14 protein-coding genes are annotated in these 15508 nt (G+C 63.8%); 7 read left to right on the forward strand and 7 right to left on the reverse strand.

Going from position 1 to position 15508, the window contains the following annotated elements; all coding sequences use genetic code 11:
* Positions 1-6 precede the first annotated feature (6 nt).
* Positions 7-1113, forward strand: coding sequence for a GGDEF domain-containing protein (locus tag QCE83_RS07250; protein WP_309808391.1), 1107 nt, complete (start codon positions 7-9; stop codon positions 1111-1113).
* A gap of 16 nt (positions 1114-1129) precedes the next feature.
* Here the strand turns inward: QCE83_RS07250 and QCE83_RS07255 are convergent, their stop codons facing one another.
* Positions 1130-2041, reverse strand: coding sequence for a recombination-associated protein RdgC (locus QCE83_RS07255; protein ID WP_309808392.1), 912 nt, complete (start codon positions 2039-2041; stop codon positions 1130-1132).
* 127 nt (positions 2042-2168) lie between these two features.
* On the opposite strand from QCE83_RS07255, the gene QCE83_RS07260 reads away from it, so the two are divergent.
* Complete coding sequence (locus QCE83_RS07260; protein WP_309808393.1) at positions 2169-3035, forward strand: methyltransferase; 867 nt, start codon at positions 2169-2171, stop codon at positions 3033-3035.
* 112 nt (positions 3036-3147) lie between these two features.
* Complete coding sequence (locus QCE83_RS07265; RefSeq protein WP_309808394.1) at positions 3148-3468, forward strand: hypothetical protein; 321 nt, start codon at positions 3148-3150, stop codon at positions 3466-3468.
* 83 nt (positions 3469-3551) lie between these two features.
* Here QCE83_RS07265 and QCE83_RS07270 read toward each other — a convergent pair whose 3' ends face one another.
* A complete protein-coding gene (locus QCE83_RS07270) occupies positions 3552-3707 on the reverse strand; it encodes a hypothetical protein (protein ID WP_309808395.1) in 156 nt (51 codons plus the stop codon).
* Between the two features lie 158 nt (positions 3708-3865).
* Here QCE83_RS07270 and QCE83_RS07275 point away from each other — a divergent pair, with 158 nt between their 5' ends.
* The 3 genes from QCE83_RS07275 (at position 3866) to QCE83_RS07285 (ending at position 6809) form a co-directional block, all read left to right on the forward strand.
* The gene (locus QCE83_RS07275; protein WP_309808396.1) at positions 3866-5260 is read left to right on the forward strand and encodes a selenium-binding family protein; all 1395 of its coding nucleotides are present in this window, start codon (positions 3866-3868) and stop codon (positions 5258-5260) included.
* A 19-nt stretch (positions 5261-5279) separates the two neighbouring features.
* A complete protein-coding gene (locus QCE83_RS07280; RefSeq protein WP_309808397.1) occupies positions 5280-5903 on the forward strand; it encodes a hypothetical protein in 624 nt (207 codons plus the stop codon).
* A gap of 297 nt (positions 5904-6200) precedes the next feature.
* Positions 6201-6809 carry a methyltransferase domain-containing protein gene (locus QCE83_RS07285; RefSeq protein WP_309808398.1) on the forward strand — a complete coding sequence of 203 codons (609 nt, stop codon included), beginning with the start codon at positions 6201-6203 and terminating at the stop codon, positions 6807-6809.
* Between the two features lie 79 nt (positions 6810-6888).
* Here the strand turns inward: QCE83_RS07285 and QCE83_RS07290 are convergent, their stop codons facing one another.
* The 4 genes from QCE83_RS07290 to QCE83_RS07305 are packed head-to-tail and all read right to left on the reverse strand — an operon-like array spanning position 6889 to position 13145.
* Positions 6889-7134: a hypothetical protein gene (locus tag QCE83_RS07290; RefSeq protein WP_309808399.1), complete on the reverse strand. Its 246-nt coding sequence runs from the start codon at positions 7132-7134 to the stop codon at positions 6889-6891.
* A gap of 58 nt (positions 7135-7192) precedes the next feature.
* A complete protein-coding gene (locus tag QCE83_RS07295; protein ID WP_309808400.1) occupies positions 7193-8719 on the reverse strand; it encodes an efflux transporter outer membrane subunit in 1527 nt (508 codons plus the stop codon).
* Positions 8716-9930, reverse strand: coding sequence for an efflux RND transporter periplasmic adaptor subunit (locus QCE83_RS07300; RefSeq protein WP_309808401.1), 1215 nt, complete (start codon positions 9928-9930; stop codon positions 8716-8718). The genes QCE83_RS07295 and QCE83_RS07300 overlap by 4 nt, the downstream gene beginning before the upstream one ends.
* A 2-nt stretch (positions 9931-9932) precedes the next feature.
* Positions 9933-13145 carry an efflux RND transporter permease subunit gene (locus QCE83_RS07305; RefSeq protein WP_309808402.1) on the reverse strand — a complete coding sequence of 1071 codons (3213 nt, stop codon included), beginning with the start codon at positions 13143-13145 and terminating at the stop codon, positions 9933-9935.
* 570 nt (positions 13146-13715) lie between these two features.
* Here QCE83_RS07305 and QCE83_RS07310 point away from each other — a divergent pair.
* Entirely contained in the window at positions 13716-14042 is a 327-nt protein-coding gene (locus tag QCE83_RS07310; protein ID WP_309808403.1) for a DUF4148 domain-containing protein, read from the forward strand.
* Between the two features lie 234 nt (positions 14043-14276).
* On the opposite strand, the gene QCE83_RS07315 is transcribed toward QCE83_RS07310, so the two are convergent.
* The gene (locus tag QCE83_RS07315; RefSeq protein WP_309808404.1) at positions 14277-15395 is read right to left on the reverse strand and encodes a hypothetical protein; all 1119 of its coding nucleotides are present in this window, start codon (positions 15393-15395) and stop codon (positions 14277-14279) included.
* Between the last annotated feature and the right edge of the window lie 113 nt (positions 15396-15508).

A 15508-nucleotide genomic window follows, 5' to 3' on the forward strand; every position in this document is an offset into this window, starting at 1 on the left:
CTCGCGATGCGTTCGCGGCGCGTGCTCGAACACGCGTTCCGGCGGGCGCGTGCGCGAGGCCCGGCGCCGCTCGCGGGCGCCGCGCTGCTGTGTCTTCTGATGGGTCTGCTGTTCCTGGCGTTTCAGGTGCGCGCGATCTTCTCCGCGCAGCTTCAGCAGGAATACGTGGGGCTCGTGCTCGAGGCAGTCGAACGCGCGGGCGCGGCCCGTGCGACCGCATTGTCCCTGCAGGATGCGCCCGTCGGCGACCCGCATCGCACGGCTTATCGCGAAGCACGCATCGAACTCGCCGCGCGGCTGGCGGCGCTGCATGCGCTGATCTCATCGAGTCCGGAGCCGGCGCCGGCGCTGCCCGCGTCCGTGCTGGCGCCGTCGGCAGCGCTCGGCGAAGCCAGCAGCGCGCTCGATTCCACCTACGCCTACTGGCGCACCGAACGCGACCGCACGAGCGCGGACGTGCGCGCGCGCATCCTGAGCGTGTCGCATACGCTGATCGCGCTCTCGGCCATCGTGTTTGGCGTGCTGATCACCGCGCTCGGCATGTATGCCAAGCGCAACCGGCAACTGGTCGGCCTCTCGAACGAATTCGAGCAGGCCTCGCTGCACGATCCGATGACCGGCCTGCCGAACCGCCGCAAGCTGTTTGCCGCGCTGGAGGAAGCGGCCAGCGAACGCGCGGCCGGCAATGGACGCATTGCGGTGCTGTATATCGACCTGGACGGGTTCAAGCGGGTCAACGACACGCGCGGCCACCGTATCGGCGATGAATTCCTGATCGCGGTATCGCGCCGCTTTCGCCAGACGGTGCGTGGCAGCGACATGGTGGCGCGTATTGGCGGCGACGAGTTCGCGCTGCTGGTGCAGTCGTTTTCGAGCGACAGCGAACTGGCCGCCATCGCACAGCGCATCATCGCGTGCGTGCACGAGACCGATACGCAGATGGGCTTGTCGCTCGTGCGCGCGAGCATCGGCATCGCCAGCTATCCGGACCGCGTCGACGATTACTGGCGCCTCGTCGCCGCCGCCGACGACACCATGTACACCGTCAAGCGCAACGGCAAGAACGGCTACGCGTTTGCTTCGGCTTCGGCTTCGGCTTCGGCATCGGCGTGAAGCCGAAACGGTAGCATCAGGCCGCCGCGCGCAAGTCCTCTTCGCCGCCCAGCGCCTCGGTGATGGCCGAGAGCATGCGCGCGAGTTCGCCCGTCATCAGGATGAAATCGGACTCGAAGCGTTCGTCGTCGTTGGCGGCGGTGGGATCGGCGGCTTCCTTGATGACGTCGAGCGCGGTCACGCGCTTCAGCGTCAGCGACGGCGTCAGCACGAACGACACGCGGTCATCCCACGTCATGGCCAGCCGCATGCACTGCTTGCCCGCTTCGATGTGACGGCGCATGTCCTCCGTTTCGAGCGCATGTCCGACATAACGGACCGTCGCGTTGCCTTCGCCGGTCGAGCGCAGTTCGGTATCGCGATCGAGCGTGAAGCCGCCGGGCGCGTCGCCCGACAGGAGCCACTCGGTCATCGCGGATACCGGTGAACGCGCGGTGCGCACGCTCGCGAGCGGCAAATCAGTCACCGACTTGACCAGCAGACCGATGATGTCGTCGCACACCGTGGCGGAGGCCGAATCGATCGCGAGCCAGCCGTTGACCGGATCGATCCACACGCGCGTATCGCGGCGAATGCTGAAGGCGCGCGGCAGCAGTTCGTCGGTGACCTGCTCCTTCAGTTCCTTCATTTGCTTGCGGCCGGGCTTGAAGCCCTGCTGCTCTTCGAGTTCGGCCGCGCGTTCCTTGACGAACTGCGTGACGACCGACGACGGCAACAACTTCTTTTCCGCGCGATACACGATGAGCATCTGGCGGTTCGTCGCATAGACGAGTTCGCCGTCGCCGCGCGGCGCGACCCAGCCGCGCCGTTCGTTCTCGATGCTCGACGCCGCGCTGAACGCGAGCGGCGCGAGCCATTGCTGCAGTTGTTGCGGCGTGACGGACCAGTGAGCGGGAAGACGGTGAAGCTGGAGATTCTTGAACCACATGGCGCGGAATATCGATGAGGGCGATTGCGGGCAATCGGGGGCGCCATTCTATACGACGTCTCCGGCGCGCAGCAGGCTCGGGCGGAAACGCGTATGGTGTCCCCTTCCCCGTCACGCTTTCAATCCCATGGATACTGCCCGTCTGCACCGTGCGCGCGCCGTCGCGCTTGCCACTGTCTTCTCTGCGCTCGTGCTGAGCGGATGCGCTGCATCGTCATCCAGCGCGCCTGCCGCTTCGCAGGCCGCGGCCACGACATCGCTCGATGCCGCGATCGCCGGCCCGCAACGCAGCGACAAGGCACGTGCGCGCGATGTGTACCGGCATCCGAAAGAGACGTTGCAATTCTTCGATCTTGCTCCGACGCAAGCGGTGCTGGAGATTGCGCCGGGCGGCGGATGGTACACGGACATACTCGCGCCGTATCTGCACGATGCGGGGCAGCTCTACGAGGCGCAGTATCTCAGCACGTCCGCGGATCTCGCCGCCGAGGACAGCGACACCGATGCCGCCTACCTTCGCAAGCTCGCCGCCACGCCCGCGCTCTATGGCAACGTGAAGGTGGGCACGCTGCACGCGGGCCGTTTCATCGGCTTCGACGCGCATGAACGGTTTGCACGCGTGCTCACGTTCCGCAACATCCATAACTGGATCAAGGACGCACAGGTCGATGCCAACTTCAAGGCCTTCTACGATGCCCTCCAGCATGGCGGCGAACTGGGCGTCGAGGAACATCGCGCGCGGCCGGGAACGAGCGTGCAGCAGATGATCGATACGGGTTATGTGACCGAGGTGTTCGTGATCGAACGTGCAACCGCCGCGGGCTTCGTGCTCGCCGGACGCAGCGAGATCAATGCCAATCCGCGCGACACGAAGGATTATCCCCACGGCGTATGGTCGTTGCCGCCGACCTTCAAGGGAGGCGATGTCGACCGCGCGCGTTATGCCGGGATCGGCGAATCGGACCGGATGACGCTCAAGTTCGTGAAGCCCTAACCAAGCGCGCTCCTGCGTTTTAAACCGAGCGCGAACGACGTGGGCGGCACGACCGGCGTTACACTAGGGACGCCTGAAAACCGATGACAGGCTGAGTGTGCAAGGAGCGATCATGAGTGACTTCGACGGCAACCGCACCTTTCGCGGACTACCGCTGACGCCCGAGCAGGACGCCGAGATCCGGCACTACATCAAGAAGCGAAAGCAGCGCGGCGAACCGTGGGAAACGCCCGAACTGGAGGCAATGCTGCAGGACATGCTGGAGCCGCCTCCCGACGACGACATCTTCGCCGACGAGGAAACGGAAGAGGAAACGCGCGGCGTGGCGGAACGGGCATCGGCATTCATCGACGAGGGCATGGATCCGATCGAGAACAGCGAGGAATGGCATGCCGCCATGGAAGCCGAAGCGATGAAAGGCCCGCGCCGCTGATCGGCGTTTCACACGAACCCTTCACTTCATTTCATGCATACGGCAGCGGGCCATGCCGGCGCGCTGCATGCTGCACTGCACGCTCAATGTCGGTGCAGCCAGTCGCGCTGCGGATGTGAATCCAGCCAGCGCGGCCGCGGCGTATGAATATGCGGATGCCGGCGATTCATCACGAGCACCGCCGCGATGCACAACAACAGAAGCACTCCCGCCATCACGCTGATCATCGGCTCGGTCATTGCAATCTCCCGTCGGTCAAGGGACGATACCTAGCATTCTAGGCCGCGATGCGCTTGCCGGTCCGACTTCTTCACCCAGGCGGCCCGCGTGGCCGGGAGCACGTCAAGCGCTTGTGTCCTATAGTGCTTGGCAGGCGAACCGATGACTGGAGAGGCACATGGCCACATGGAAACCGGATCCGAGCTTCTACCCTTCCCCGCGTCTTGCAGCGAAGGCGCCGCGCGAGACGCTCGCGTACGTGGCGACCTTCGACCCCGAGCGCCGCGCACCCGACAAGATCGCTGTGGTGGATGTCGATCCGGATTCGCCGGACTATACGAAGATCGTCGGCGAAATCGCCATGCCCGATACCGGCGACGAGCTGCATCATTTCGGCTGGAACGCGTGTTCATCCTGTCTGTGTCCCAATGCGCCGCATCCCCATATGGAGCGGCGCTATCTGGTGGTGCCGGGGCTGCGTTCATCGCGCATCCATATCATCGATACGAAGCCGGATCCGAAGAAGCCCGTCATCGTGAAGACGATCGAGCCTGCGGAACTCGCCGAAAAAACCGGTTATACGCGGCCGCACACCGTGCATTGCGGGCCGGGCGGAATCTATATCACGGCGCTTGGCAACGCCCTGGGCCAGGCGCCCGGCGGCGTGCTGATGCTCGACCAGCAGAGCTTCGATCCGCTCGGCCGCTGGGAAGTCGACCGCGGCCCGCAGCAGCTTGCCTACGACGGCTGGTGGCATCTCGGTTATGACACCATGGTCACGAGCGAATGGGGCACGCCGGACACCTTCGAGAACGGCCTCGTGCCCGATCTGCTGCTGGGCGCGAAGTACGGCCGCAAGCTGCATTTCTGGGACTTCACGAAGCGCAAGCATATTCAGGAGATCGATTTCGGCGACGAGTATCAGCTCGTCTTCGAACTGCGTCCCGCGCATGATCCGACCAAGGCCTACGGCTTCGTCAATTGCGTGATCAGTCTGAAGGATCTGTCGTCGTCGATCTGGACCTGGTACCGCGACAAGGACAAGTGGGCGGTCAGGAAGATCATCGATATTCCAGCCGAGCCCGCCGACGCCGATCAGCTTCCGCCCTTGCTAAAAGGCTTCAATGCGGTGCCGCCGCTCGTCTCGGACATCGATCTGTCGATGGACGACCGCTTCCTCTACGTGTCCTGCTGGGGCACCGGCGACATGCTGCAGTACGACGTGTCCGATCCGTTCGCGCCGAAGCTGACGGGCAAGGTGCGCATCGGCGGCGTGGTGTCTCGCGCGACCCATCCGGGCGCGGCCAACGGCGCGCTGAACGGCGGCCCGCAGATGGTCGAAGTGAGCCGCGACGGCCGTCGGGTGTACTTCACGAACTCGCTGTACGGCGCGGTGGATGCGCAGTTCTATCCCGAAGGCATCGACGGCTGGATGGTCAAGCTCGATGCCGGCGCGGATGGCGGGTTGTCCGTCGACGAGAAGTTCTTCATCGACTGGCCGAAGGGACATCGGCCGCATCAGATCCGGCTGCAAGGCGGCGATTGCTCGTCGGACTCGTTCTGCTACCCCTGACGCGCCGCGAGCCGCCCGCATGGATCCTGCCTCGCCCGCGCTGCTGCTCACGGCTGCGAGCCTCGGCGCCTTCCACGGGCTCAATCCCGCCATGGGATGGCTCTTCGCCGTCGCGCTCGGCCTCTATGCGCGAAGCCGGCGTGTCGCGCTGGTGTCGCTCGTGCCGATCGCGCTCGGGCATGCCGCCTCGGTCGCACTGGTGCTGGCGGGTGCGCTCACGCTCGGCATGGCGGTGGGCCACGACGTGCTCGCGCGCGGCTGCGGTGCGGTGCTTATTGGCTGGGGCGTGTGGCGTGCCTGGCGCGGACATCGCGGGAGACCGACGGTCGGGATGCGCACTGGGCTTGCCGGGCTCGCACTCTGGTCGTTCGTGATGTCGAGCGCGCACGGCGCCGGGCTAATGCTCGTGCCCGCGCTGCTGCCGCTTTGCACCGGCGGGATCTCCGAAGGGGCCTACGAAGCGGGCGCGCTCGCACTGTTCGTGCACACCGGCGCGATGCTCGCCGTGATCGCGCTGATCTCGATGATCGCGATGTCGGTGCAGGCGCGCGGCGGCCTGGGCTTTCTGCGCAGCGGCTGGATCAACATCGATTGGCTCTGGAGTGTGGCGCTCATCGCATGCGGCGCGTGGCTCTTCCTGTAGTCTCCACGTCTTGAAAGCGCCTTGATGCAGGGTGCGATGCGACCGCGCCGGCTCACTCGACGGCATGGCGGCAGGCGGCTTGAGTTCGGCGGTCAACGGCTATCGTGGCCGATTGCGCGGGGCAGCGAGTCCCGGCACTATCGCCCGGAACGAACAGTGAATATCGCGGCGCGCCACCGGAGCATCAGGCCGATAAAACCACGTGGGGAGTTTTTGATGCGCGAGATTTCATACGAAGAACAAACCGTCAATTCAGGCAATCCGCTCGCTCGTTTCGCCCATCGCACGAGAATGTCGATGGCGATCAATCTGGTCAGCGAATTGTGCCCGGAGCGCGGCACGGTCGCGGATTTCGGCGCGGGACCGGGGCTGTTCCTGCATGCCCTCGGCGAAACGCGTCCGGACGTGACGCTTATCGGTCATGACATGTTCATGGCGCCGGCGTTTCCGGAGATCAAGTACGCGGAGTCGCTCAAGTCCGTGGCGGCCAACAGCGTGGATGTGCTGACTGCATTCGAGGTCTGCGAACATCTCTACGATCACGAGCTCGATGCCCTGCTCGACGACGCCTCGCGGATTCTCAAACCGAACGGCGCGTTTGTCATCTCGGTGCCGATCATGTACGGACTCGCGATTGGACCGAAGGTCTCGAACTGGATGATCCGCAGCCGCTCGTTGCAGTCCGAGTATTCGCCGGCTGAATTCTTCAAGGCGATGGTCGGGATCCGCGTGAGCCGGCCCGAGAATCCGCGCACGACGCACAAGGGCTTCGACTTCCGCGAATTGCGCGATGTCGTGAGCAAGCGCTTCCGGATCGATGCGACTCAGCTCAGTCCGCTGCCCATCGCGCCGTGGTGGATGAGCTCGCAGTTCTTCATGACTTGCAGGCCGAAGGGCAAGAACTGAGAGACGGTGCGCGGGGCGAACGGCGTGGTCGCGTTGGCGTAGGGATAAGAAGTGAGGAAGCGCCGGGTCCTTGAGATCATCAGGGATCCGGCGTTTTGCGTTTTGCGTTTTGCGTTTTGCGTTTTGCGTTTTGCGTTTTGCGTTTTGCGTTTTGCGTTTTGCGTTTTGAATGCTTGATGCTGAATGCCAGGCGGTATTTTGCATGCTTCATGCGGCATGCATGACGCAGCATGCAGAGCGCGGAAGGCAAAGAGCCGAGTGCAGTGGCTCCGGCCTGAGAACCCGTCGCTGTTGCGCTGATCGCGACGCATCGTTCCTGCCCCATGGCATTTTGCCCTTTGCATGCATGATTCCATCCGGTCTAATGCATGCAAAATGCCTTATCACTCGCGCCGCGATAACTCGTCCGTGTCCGGCAATTCGGCGGCGCTCCAGCCGCCGCCCAGCGCCTTGATCAGCGCGACGCTCGCCGACATCCTGCGCCGCTCGATGCGCACCGCCGCCCGTTGATCCGACAACACGATTGCCTGCGTCACCACCACGCTCAGATACGTGATGGCGCCGTTCTCATAGCGGTTGCTCACTTTCGAGAGCGCGCGTTGCGCGGCGTCGACCGCATCGCGTTGCGCGGCGCTCTCGCGGCGCAACACGTCCAGCGCGTTCAGGTTGTCCTCCACCTGACCGAAGGCCGAGAGCACCGTCTGCCGATAGTCCGCGACGCTCTCGTCATAAGCGGCGCGCGCAGCATCGCGCGCTGCGGCGCGGCCGCCGAAATCGAGTACGGTGAACGCGAGCTGCGGCCCGAGCGACCAGAACCGGCTCGGCGCCTCGATCCACGAACTGAAGTGAGTGGCTTCCAGTCCGCCCGTCGCGGCGAGCAACAGGTTCGGAAAGAACGCCGCCGTGGCCACGCCGACGCGCGCATTCGCGTCCGCGACACGCCGCTCCGCCGCCGCAATGTCCGGCCGACGTTCGAGCAAGGCAGAGGGCACGCTGAGCGGCAGCGCGTTCAGCGCAGCCGATGGCCGAGGCGCATGCCCTTCGTTGAGCGGATCGACGTCGAGCGTGAAACTCGAGGGCGGCTCGCCGACGAGAATGGCGATCGCGTTGACGAGACTCGCGCGCGTCGTCTCCAGGTCGATCAACTGCGCCTGCGTCGAACGAAGCTGTTCCTCCGCCTGCGCCACGTCGGACTCAGCCGCGACGCCGCCTGCGAAGCGGTCGCGAGTCAGCGCCAGCGCCTTGTCGTAGGCCTGCAGCGTCGCCTGCAGGAGCCGCTCTTCCTCCACCGTGCCGCGCAGATCGAAGTAGTTGGTGGCGAGTTCGGCCTGCATCGACAGGATGGCGCCCTGGAGGTCTGCCGCACTCGCCTGCGCCTCGGCGCGGCCGCCTTCAACGGCGCGTGAGATGCGCCCCCACAAGTCAGGCTCCCAGGAGATCTGGGCGTCGACGAGATAGTCCGGCACCGTCACGCCCGCGCTCGACTTGTACAGCACGTTGGATGACGCGCGAGACTGGTTGAATGCCGCATTCGTGGTGATCGTCGGGAAGTACGCCGAGCGGGTCTGCGCCACGGTTGCACGCGCCCTGCGATAGCGCGCCGCAGCTGCGGCCACGGTCTGATTCGCTCCGGCGACGCGTTCCTCGAGCGCGTTCAACTGCGGATCGCCATAGACTTCCCACCATGGCGCACGCGGCGTGGCGTCGGCGGGCCGGGCGGGTTTCCAGTCCTGCGTGGCCGATGCCGATGCCGTTGCCGGAATGTCCGACGGAGTTTGCGTTTTGTATGCAACCGGCATCGCGACGTCCGGACGGACGTAGTTGGGACCCGCCGCGCACCCTGACAGCACGGCCGCTGCGAGCCAGGCGATCGGCCTGCCTCGCCGAAGAATGAATGCAGCCCGCGTCACGACTCGCTTCCTTCCGGCTTCGCCGCGCCCCCGCGCGGTCCCTGCGGCGCGCCGCCATGCGTCCGGCCGATGCGCACCGCAGTCCCGTCGATGATCGAATCCGGCGGATTCACGATCACGCGTTCATCGCCCTTCAGTCCCGTTGCAATGGCCACTCGCGTGCCGTAGTCCGTACCGAGCGTGACCGGCAACAGCTTGACGCGATCGTTGGCATCGACGCTTGCGGCATGCACGCCATCGGGACGGAACAGCAAGGCATTGCCCGGCAGCGTGTACGCAGGCGTCGCGCTCGTCAGCCGGAAACGCACCTGCGCATAGGCGCCCGCAAGCAGTTCGCCGGTCGGGTTCTTGACATCGACTTCGACCCGCATCGTGCGTGCAACCGGATCGACGGCGCCGGCTGTCCGCACCGTCACGCCTTCGAACTTGCGGTTGCGATCTTCGTTGAGCAGCAGCTCGGCAGGCAGCCCCACCGTCACCATGCGCGCATAGGCCTGCGGCACGTCGACGAACACCCGCAGCGCCGACGCATCCTGAATGTGGAACAGCTCGCGTCCTGCCGCACCGCTGCCCGCATCGATCAGCTGCCCGACATCCGTGTTTCGCGCGGTCACGACGCCATCGAAAGGCGCATAGATCTTCTGGAACGACACAAGCTGTTCGAGCCGCGACACGTTGGCTTGCGCGGCATTGAACGCGGCTTCCTTGGCGAGCATGTCGCCGTTCTTCTCATCCGTCTCCTGGCGCGAGACCGAGTTGTTCTTGAGCATCTGCGTCCAGCGCTCGGCCGTGGTCTTCGAGAGCAGATAGTTGGCCCGCGCGGTCTGCGCATCGGCGCGCGCCTGACGCAGCTGGTCGTTGATCTCGGGTGCATCGATCTCGGCGAGCAACTGCCCCTTCTTCACCCGTGTGCCGATGTCCACGGTCCAGCGCTTCAGATAGCCGTTGGTGCGCGCGAAGATCGGAGCATCGGAGAACGCGCGGATATCGCCCGCCAGCACCAGGTCCTGCGAGGCCTTCATGCGCGCCGGCTTGATTACCTCGACCGTCTGCACGCTGTGCTCGCTCGCATCGCGCTCCAGTTCCGCATGCGCCGCATGCCGCGAGACGATGCCCTGCGCGACGAGCGCGACGATCACCACCAGCGCGGCCACGAGCCACCAGCGCCCGCGCTTCGGCTTGTCGGATCGTTGCGACACCTGCTCTTCCATGCTCACTCCGCTTGCGGATCGTTGGTTTCAATGCGCGGCGCGCGCGCCGTTGCGCCCGGTCCCTTGCCGCGCGCTTCCATGCGCTGATAGATCATCGAGAACACGACCGGCACGAAGAACAGCGTCGCGATGGTGCCCACCATCAATCCGCCGATCACCGCGCGCCCGAGCGGCGCGTTCTGCTCGCCGCCTTCGCCGAGTCCGATCGCCATCGGCACCATGCCGATCATCATCGCGGTGGCCGTCATCAGCACCGGACGAAAGCGCGTATAGCCTGCCTCCAGCGCGGAACGCAGCGCATCGCCATGTTCGGCAAGCGCACCGCGTGCGAAGCTCACCACGAGGATGCTGTTGGCCGTCGCGATGCCGATGCACATGATCGCGCCCGTCAACGCGGGAATGGAGAGCGTCGTGTGCGTGAGGAACAGCATCCACACGATGCCTGCCAGCGCGCCCGGCAAGGCCGTGATGATGATGAACGGATCGAGCCATGACTGGAAGTTCACGACGATCAGCAGATAGACCAGCACGACCGCGAGGATGAGCCCGAACGCGAGACCCGAGAACGAGCTGTTCATGGTTTCGACCTGCCCGCGCATCTCGATCGACGAGCCCTTGGGCAACTCGCCGCGCGCTTCGTCGAGGATGCGCTGCACGTCATCCGATACCGCACCGAGGTCGCGCCGCTCGGTGGTCGCATAGAGATTGATGGTGGTCTGCGCGTTGTAGTGATACACGACGGCATCGCGCGCGCCACGCGACAGCGATGCAAGCGCGCCCAGAATATTCGTCTTGCCGCTCGCCGACGTGACCGGGATGTTCGCCACCGACTGCAGCGAATTCATGTCGTACTGCGGCGCTGTCGTGATCACCTGATAGCTCACGCCGTTGACGGGATTGAGCCAGAACGTGGGCGTCGTCTGCTGGCTGCCCGAGAGCGTGATGAGCACGTTGTTGGCGACATCGCGCTGCGTGAAGCCAGCTTGCAGGGCTTTCGTGCGGTCCACTTCGACATTGATCGACGGCAGGTCGGAAGGCTGCTGGATGCGCGCATCGACGAGCCCCGGCACGCGGCGGATCTTCTCGAGCAAGCGGTTCGCGAGCGCGCGGTTGGCATGCACGTCACGCCCGGTGATCGCGATATCGATCGGCGCGGGAACGCCGAAGTTGAGGATCTGGCTCACGATATCGGCGGGCAGGAACGAGAACGCCACGCCTGGAAACTCCTGCGGCAGGCGCTTGCGCAGTTCGCGGATATAGCCTTCGGTCGGCGCGTGATCCTCATTGAGGCTGATGAGCACGTCGGAATCCGCGGAGCTGATGGTGCCCGTGTTGCTGTACGAGAGATTGATGCCCGATACCGGCAGGCCCATGTTGTCGATGATCGAACGGACCTCGCCGCGTGGAATCAGTTGCCGGATACGGGCATCGACACGATCGGTCAGCGCCGCGGTTTCCTCGATGCGTGTGCCGGTCTTCGTGCGCATGTGCAGCGCGATCACGCCGGAATCGACGGACGGGAAGAAGTCGCGCCCGAGGAACGGCGCAAGCCCGAGCGACAGCAGACAGCACAGCAGGAACAGTGAAGCGAAACGTCCGGGATGCGCGAGTTGCGCTTCGAGAAAACGTCGATAGCGGCCGCGCACCGCCTCGAAGCGCCGCTCGAAGCCGAGATGGATGCGCACGAAGGGGTTGCGTGAGCCCTTCATCGATTCGACATCGCCGCCCATGTGTTCATGATGGCGCAGCAGGTACTTGGCGAGCGTCGGGATCAGTGTGCGCGAAAAGAAGTACGAAGCCAGCATCGCGAAGACCACGGCTTCGGCCATCGGCACGAAGAGATAATGCGCGACGCCCGTCAGCAGGAACATCGGGATGAAGACAATGCAGATGGACAGCGTCGAGACGAGCGTCGGCACGGCGATCTGCTGCGCGCCATCGAGAATGGCTTCTTCCAGCGCCTTGCCTTGTTCAAGGTTCTGGCTGATGTTCTCGATGGCGACCGTGGCATCATCGACGAGAATGCCGACGGCGAGCGCCAGTCCGCCCAGCGTCATGATGTTGATGGTCTGGCCGATCGCGGATAGCGCGACGATCGACGTCAGCATCGACAGCGGAATGGAGATCGCGATGATCAGCGTGGCGCGCCAGCTGCCGAGGAAGAGCAGCACCATCAGCGCGGTGAGTCCCGCCGCGATCACCGCTTCCCGCAGCACGCCCGACACCGACGCGCGCACGAACAGCGACTGGTCCGCGACCGGATCGATCTTCAGCGATTCGGGCACCATGCCCCGCAACGTGGGCAGCAGGTTCTTCACGCGCGCGACGATATCCAGCGTCGATGCATTGCCGCTCTTGTTGATCGTGAGGAGCGATGCGCGCGTGCCGTCCACGCGCACGATGTTGGTCTGCGGCTGGAAGCCGTCGCGCACGTGTGCCACGTCGCGGATATAGATCGTGCCGGCCGGGCCGGTGCGGATGGGAATGTCGTTGAGGCCTTCGATCGAGCCCGGACTCGCATTCAGTCCGACCGAATATTCCAGCGGACCTATTTTTGTGGTGCCGGTCGGCAGGATCAGGTTCTGCGCGCTGATTGCATTGACGACGTCGGTCGGCGCGAGGTTCTTCGCCTGCAGCTTGTTCGAGTCGATATCGACCATGATCTGCCGCTGCTTGCCGCCATACGGCAACGGCACGGATGCGCCCTGCACGGTCGCGAGCTGCGTCTTCAGGAAGCTGTTGCCGAAGTCGTAGAGCTGCTGTTCGGTGAGTTCGGACGACGACAGCGCGAGCCGCAGGATCGGCACCGTGGAGGCGTTGAAGCGCAGGATGTTTGGCGGCGTGATGCCCGGCGGCAGCGAGCGCAACTGCGTTTGCGAGAGCGCGGTGATCTCGGCGATGGCTTCATCGACGTTCGCACCCGGCTGAAAGTAGATGCGGATGACAGCGATGCCGGGCAAGGATTCCGACTCGATATGCTCGATGTCATTCACGGCCACCGACAGCCCGCGCTCGTAATTCAGCGTGATGCGGCGTTCCATCTGATCGGGCGGCAGACCCGTATAGGACCAGATGACACTGACGACCGGAATGTCGATGTTGGGAAAGATATCGGTCGGGGTACGCAGGATGACAAGCGGACCGATGATCAGCAGAAGCAGCGACAGGACGATGAAGGTGTACGGGCGCTTGAGCGCGAGTCTGACGATCCACATCGAAGTTCCGCTTGCCCCGTTTAGTGTTCGTTATTCGAATCGTTGGATTGCCCGACATGATCGGGCAAGAACATTCGCTACGATGACACAATTGAAGCTTACAAAACAATTTGCGCAAACGCTTGCGAGGGTTTATGCGGAAGTATTTCTGCTGAGGAATGAGCGATTGCGCCGTTTATGGCAGAACGGTCAGGGTATTTGATGGCGATTGGCTTGCAGCTTGCGCGCTAAACGATTTATGACGACGAACGCGGGCGTCGCGAGTCTAGCGGGACACCGACCGGCGATTAAGCACCGCTTCGAAGAATAATCTTTACACGTCATGCAACAAAGCATTATTCAAGCTTGCAGCCAAGGAGTTCTTTAGCCTTCAAACGCTGCTCCCAAAAGGGATCGCGCTAAAACTTTGCATGATGCGCAAAGCTCGTCATGGCGATTATTCCCGTCTCGACAAAGATCAATCAACAGATAAGAGAATGATCTTCATCAGGCCCGTCTTTAAACTCCGTTTCAAGCTGCTTGAGAAAAGAACGGCAGCACCATCAGACATCCGAATCGGAGTTAAATATCATGAAGACGCTCGTTTCCGCCCTTGCTGTTGCCGCTGCTCTCACTGTTCCCGCACTGTCGTTTGCACAGCAGTCCGATGCGCCGGTTTCGCGCGCACAGGTCCGCGCCGAACTGGTTCAGCTCCAGCAGGCTGGCTACAACCCGAACATCAGCGATCCGTCGTATCCGCAAAACATTCAGGCTGCCGAAGCTCGCGTGAGCACGCAGACGCTGGCCCAGGCTCCGGTGCAAACGAGCGACTACGGTTCGGTGGCGGCAGGATCGTCGCAATCGGGACGCACGGTCGGCGCGCAGCCGCGTGCACTGAGCGCGTATTTCGGCCAGTAAGGTCATCCGGACTCGCCCGCTTCCGTCGGATGTACTCCGACGGAGATAGATAAAAAGACAAAGAGCGGCATCTTCCGATGCCGCTCTTTGTCTTTTGCATGCGTGATGCAAAATGCCCTTCGGCATTACTAATGCTGCATGCAAAACGCAATCACGCGCGGACGGATTTCGCTACTTCCACGGTACGCCGCACGCCGCGCCTCGTGCATAGTGCCTCGTGCATGAACGTATCCGTCAATTCGCGGGAATAGTCACCACCGGCGACTTCGAGGTATCCGTCACCTCCGCGAGCGCCATCAGGTTCTGCACCACCGTGAACGCGTATTTCGAATCGAAGTCGCCGCGGTCGATCCAGTACGAAGACTCGTCGTAAAGCACGCTCACATAGGCATCCTTCGGCGGCTTCTCTCCCGTCTTCACCACGATGGTCGGCCGCGTTTCACCGCCGATCAGCCCGATCGTCGGCTTGGTCGCCCCGTTGCCCACCTGTTCGTTCGGCACGGCGATCTGCGCGCCGAGATCGGTCAGGATGCCCAGCACCGAGCGCGTGACCATCGGCACCCGGTCGTGATCCGCCGATTGCCCGTAGACGATCTCGTAGGTCTTCATCTTCGGCGACAGATGCAGGAGCTTGCGCACGAGCGCCAGGTCGTCGGTGACCTGCTTGCTGTCGCCGCTTCGCGTCGCGCCGAGCGTGATGAACACGCCGCTCTTGTCCGCATCGTTGATCCGGCTCGTGCCCTTGGCCGTCTTGTCGTCCTTGCCGCTGTCCGTATTGCGCGATTCGACGTTCAACTCACCCGCCAGTTGCAGACGGCGCAATGCCTGCAGCAACAGGAAGAACTGCGGCGAGCCCGACGAATTCGGCCCGCCCAGCGCCGTGCCGTTCTGCAGCCCTGCAATCGACTGCGCGGTAATGCGCAGCAGCAGGTCGATCGGAATTCCGCTTTCCGCGAGCGGCATGACGAGCGTCGGCGACAGCGGCCGGATATACGCGCTCGCGTAGGCATCGCCGGTGGTCGGCGTGAACGTGAAGGTGGGATGGTTCGAATAGGACACGCTGCCGGTCGCCTGCGCATAGTTCGGCTGGGCGCCCGAACCGGCGTTCAGTATTGCGCCGCCGGTGGCATCGAAAGTGTACGCGGCGATGATGCTGCTCACCGTGAGAAACGAAGGCGCATCGGCGAAGCGCAATCCGACAATCGCTGCAAGAATTTCACGTTTTTTCGCGTCGCCGAGCGCGCGGGCGTAGTCGACCTGATCGGCCTTGAGGCGGCCCGGTCCGATGCCCGCGCAGCCCGCTGCGAGTACGGAGGCGGAGAGAATGGCGATCGATAGCGCTTTCCTTGTCATGGGTCTCAATGAAGGTGAAAGGGAGGATCGACGGCGTACCGCCGCGGAGCACCCGGGCGGCGGCCGCAAATTTCATACCTTTACCCGAGAATAAAAAACGGAACGCGTTGCAA

Origin of the sequence: Caballeronia sp. LZ034LL, from assembly GCF_031451215.1 — a bacterium.
Classification (GTDB): domain Bacteria; phylum Pseudomonadota; class Gammaproteobacteria; order Burkholderiales; family Burkholderiaceae; genus Caballeronia.

What these genes read in the sequence shown, in the direction of transcription:
- QCE83_RS07280 (WP_309808397.1), top strand. Translation starts at nt 5,280, where the DNA reads ATGGATCCTGCCTCGCCCGCGCTGCTGCTCACGGCTGCGAGCCTCGGC.
- QCE83_RS07275 (WP_309808396.1), top strand. Translation starts at nt 3,866, where the DNA reads ATGGCCACATGGAAACCGGATCCGAGCTTCTACCCTTCCCCGCGTCTT.
- QCE83_RS07255 (WP_309808392.1), bottom strand. Translation starts at nt 2,041, where the DNA reads ATGTGGTTCAAGAATCTCCAGCTTCACCGTCTTCCCGCTCACTGGTCC.
- QCE83_RS07305 (WP_309808402.1), bottom strand. Translation starts at nt 13,145, where the DNA reads ATGTGGATCGTCAGACTCGCGCTCAAGCGCCCGTACACCTTCATCGTC.
- QCE83_RS07285 (WP_309808398.1), top strand. Translation starts at nt 6,201, where the DNA reads ATGGCGATCAATCTGGTCAGCGAATTGTGCCCGGAGCGCGGCACGGTC.
- QCE83_RS07270 (WP_309808395.1), bottom strand. Translation starts at nt 3,707, where the DNA reads ATGACCGAGCCGATGATCAGCGTGATGGCGGGAGTGCTTCTGTTGTTG.
- QCE83_RS07315 (WP_309808404.1), bottom strand. Translation starts at nt 15,395, where the DNA reads ATGACAAGGAAAGCGCTATCGATCGCCATTCTCTCCGCCTCCGTACTC.
- QCE83_RS07265 (WP_309808394.1), top strand. Translation starts at nt 3,148, where the DNA reads ATGAGTGACTTCGACGGCAACCGCACCTTTCGCGGACTACCGCTGACG.
- QCE83_RS07260 (WP_309808393.1), top strand. Translation starts at nt 2,169, where the DNA reads ATGGATACTGCCCGTCTGCACCGTGCGCGCGCCGTCGCGCTTGCCACT.
- QCE83_RS07300 (WP_309808401.1), bottom strand. Translation starts at nt 9,930, where the DNA reads ATGGAAGAGCAGGTGTCGCAACGATCCGACAAGCCGAAGCGCGGGCGC.
- QCE83_RS07310 (WP_309808403.1), top strand. Translation starts at nt 13,716, where the DNA reads ATGAAGACGCTCGTTTCCGCCCTTGCTGTTGCCGCTGCTCTCACTGTT.
- QCE83_RS07290 (WP_309808399.1), bottom strand. Translation starts at nt 7,134, where the DNA reads ATGGGGCAGGAACGATGCGTCGCGATCAGCGCAACAGCGACGGGTTCT.
- QCE83_RS07250 (WP_309808391.1), top strand. Translation starts at nt 7, where the DNA reads ATGCGTTCGCGGCGCGTGCTCGAACACGCGTTCCGGCGGGCGCGTGCG.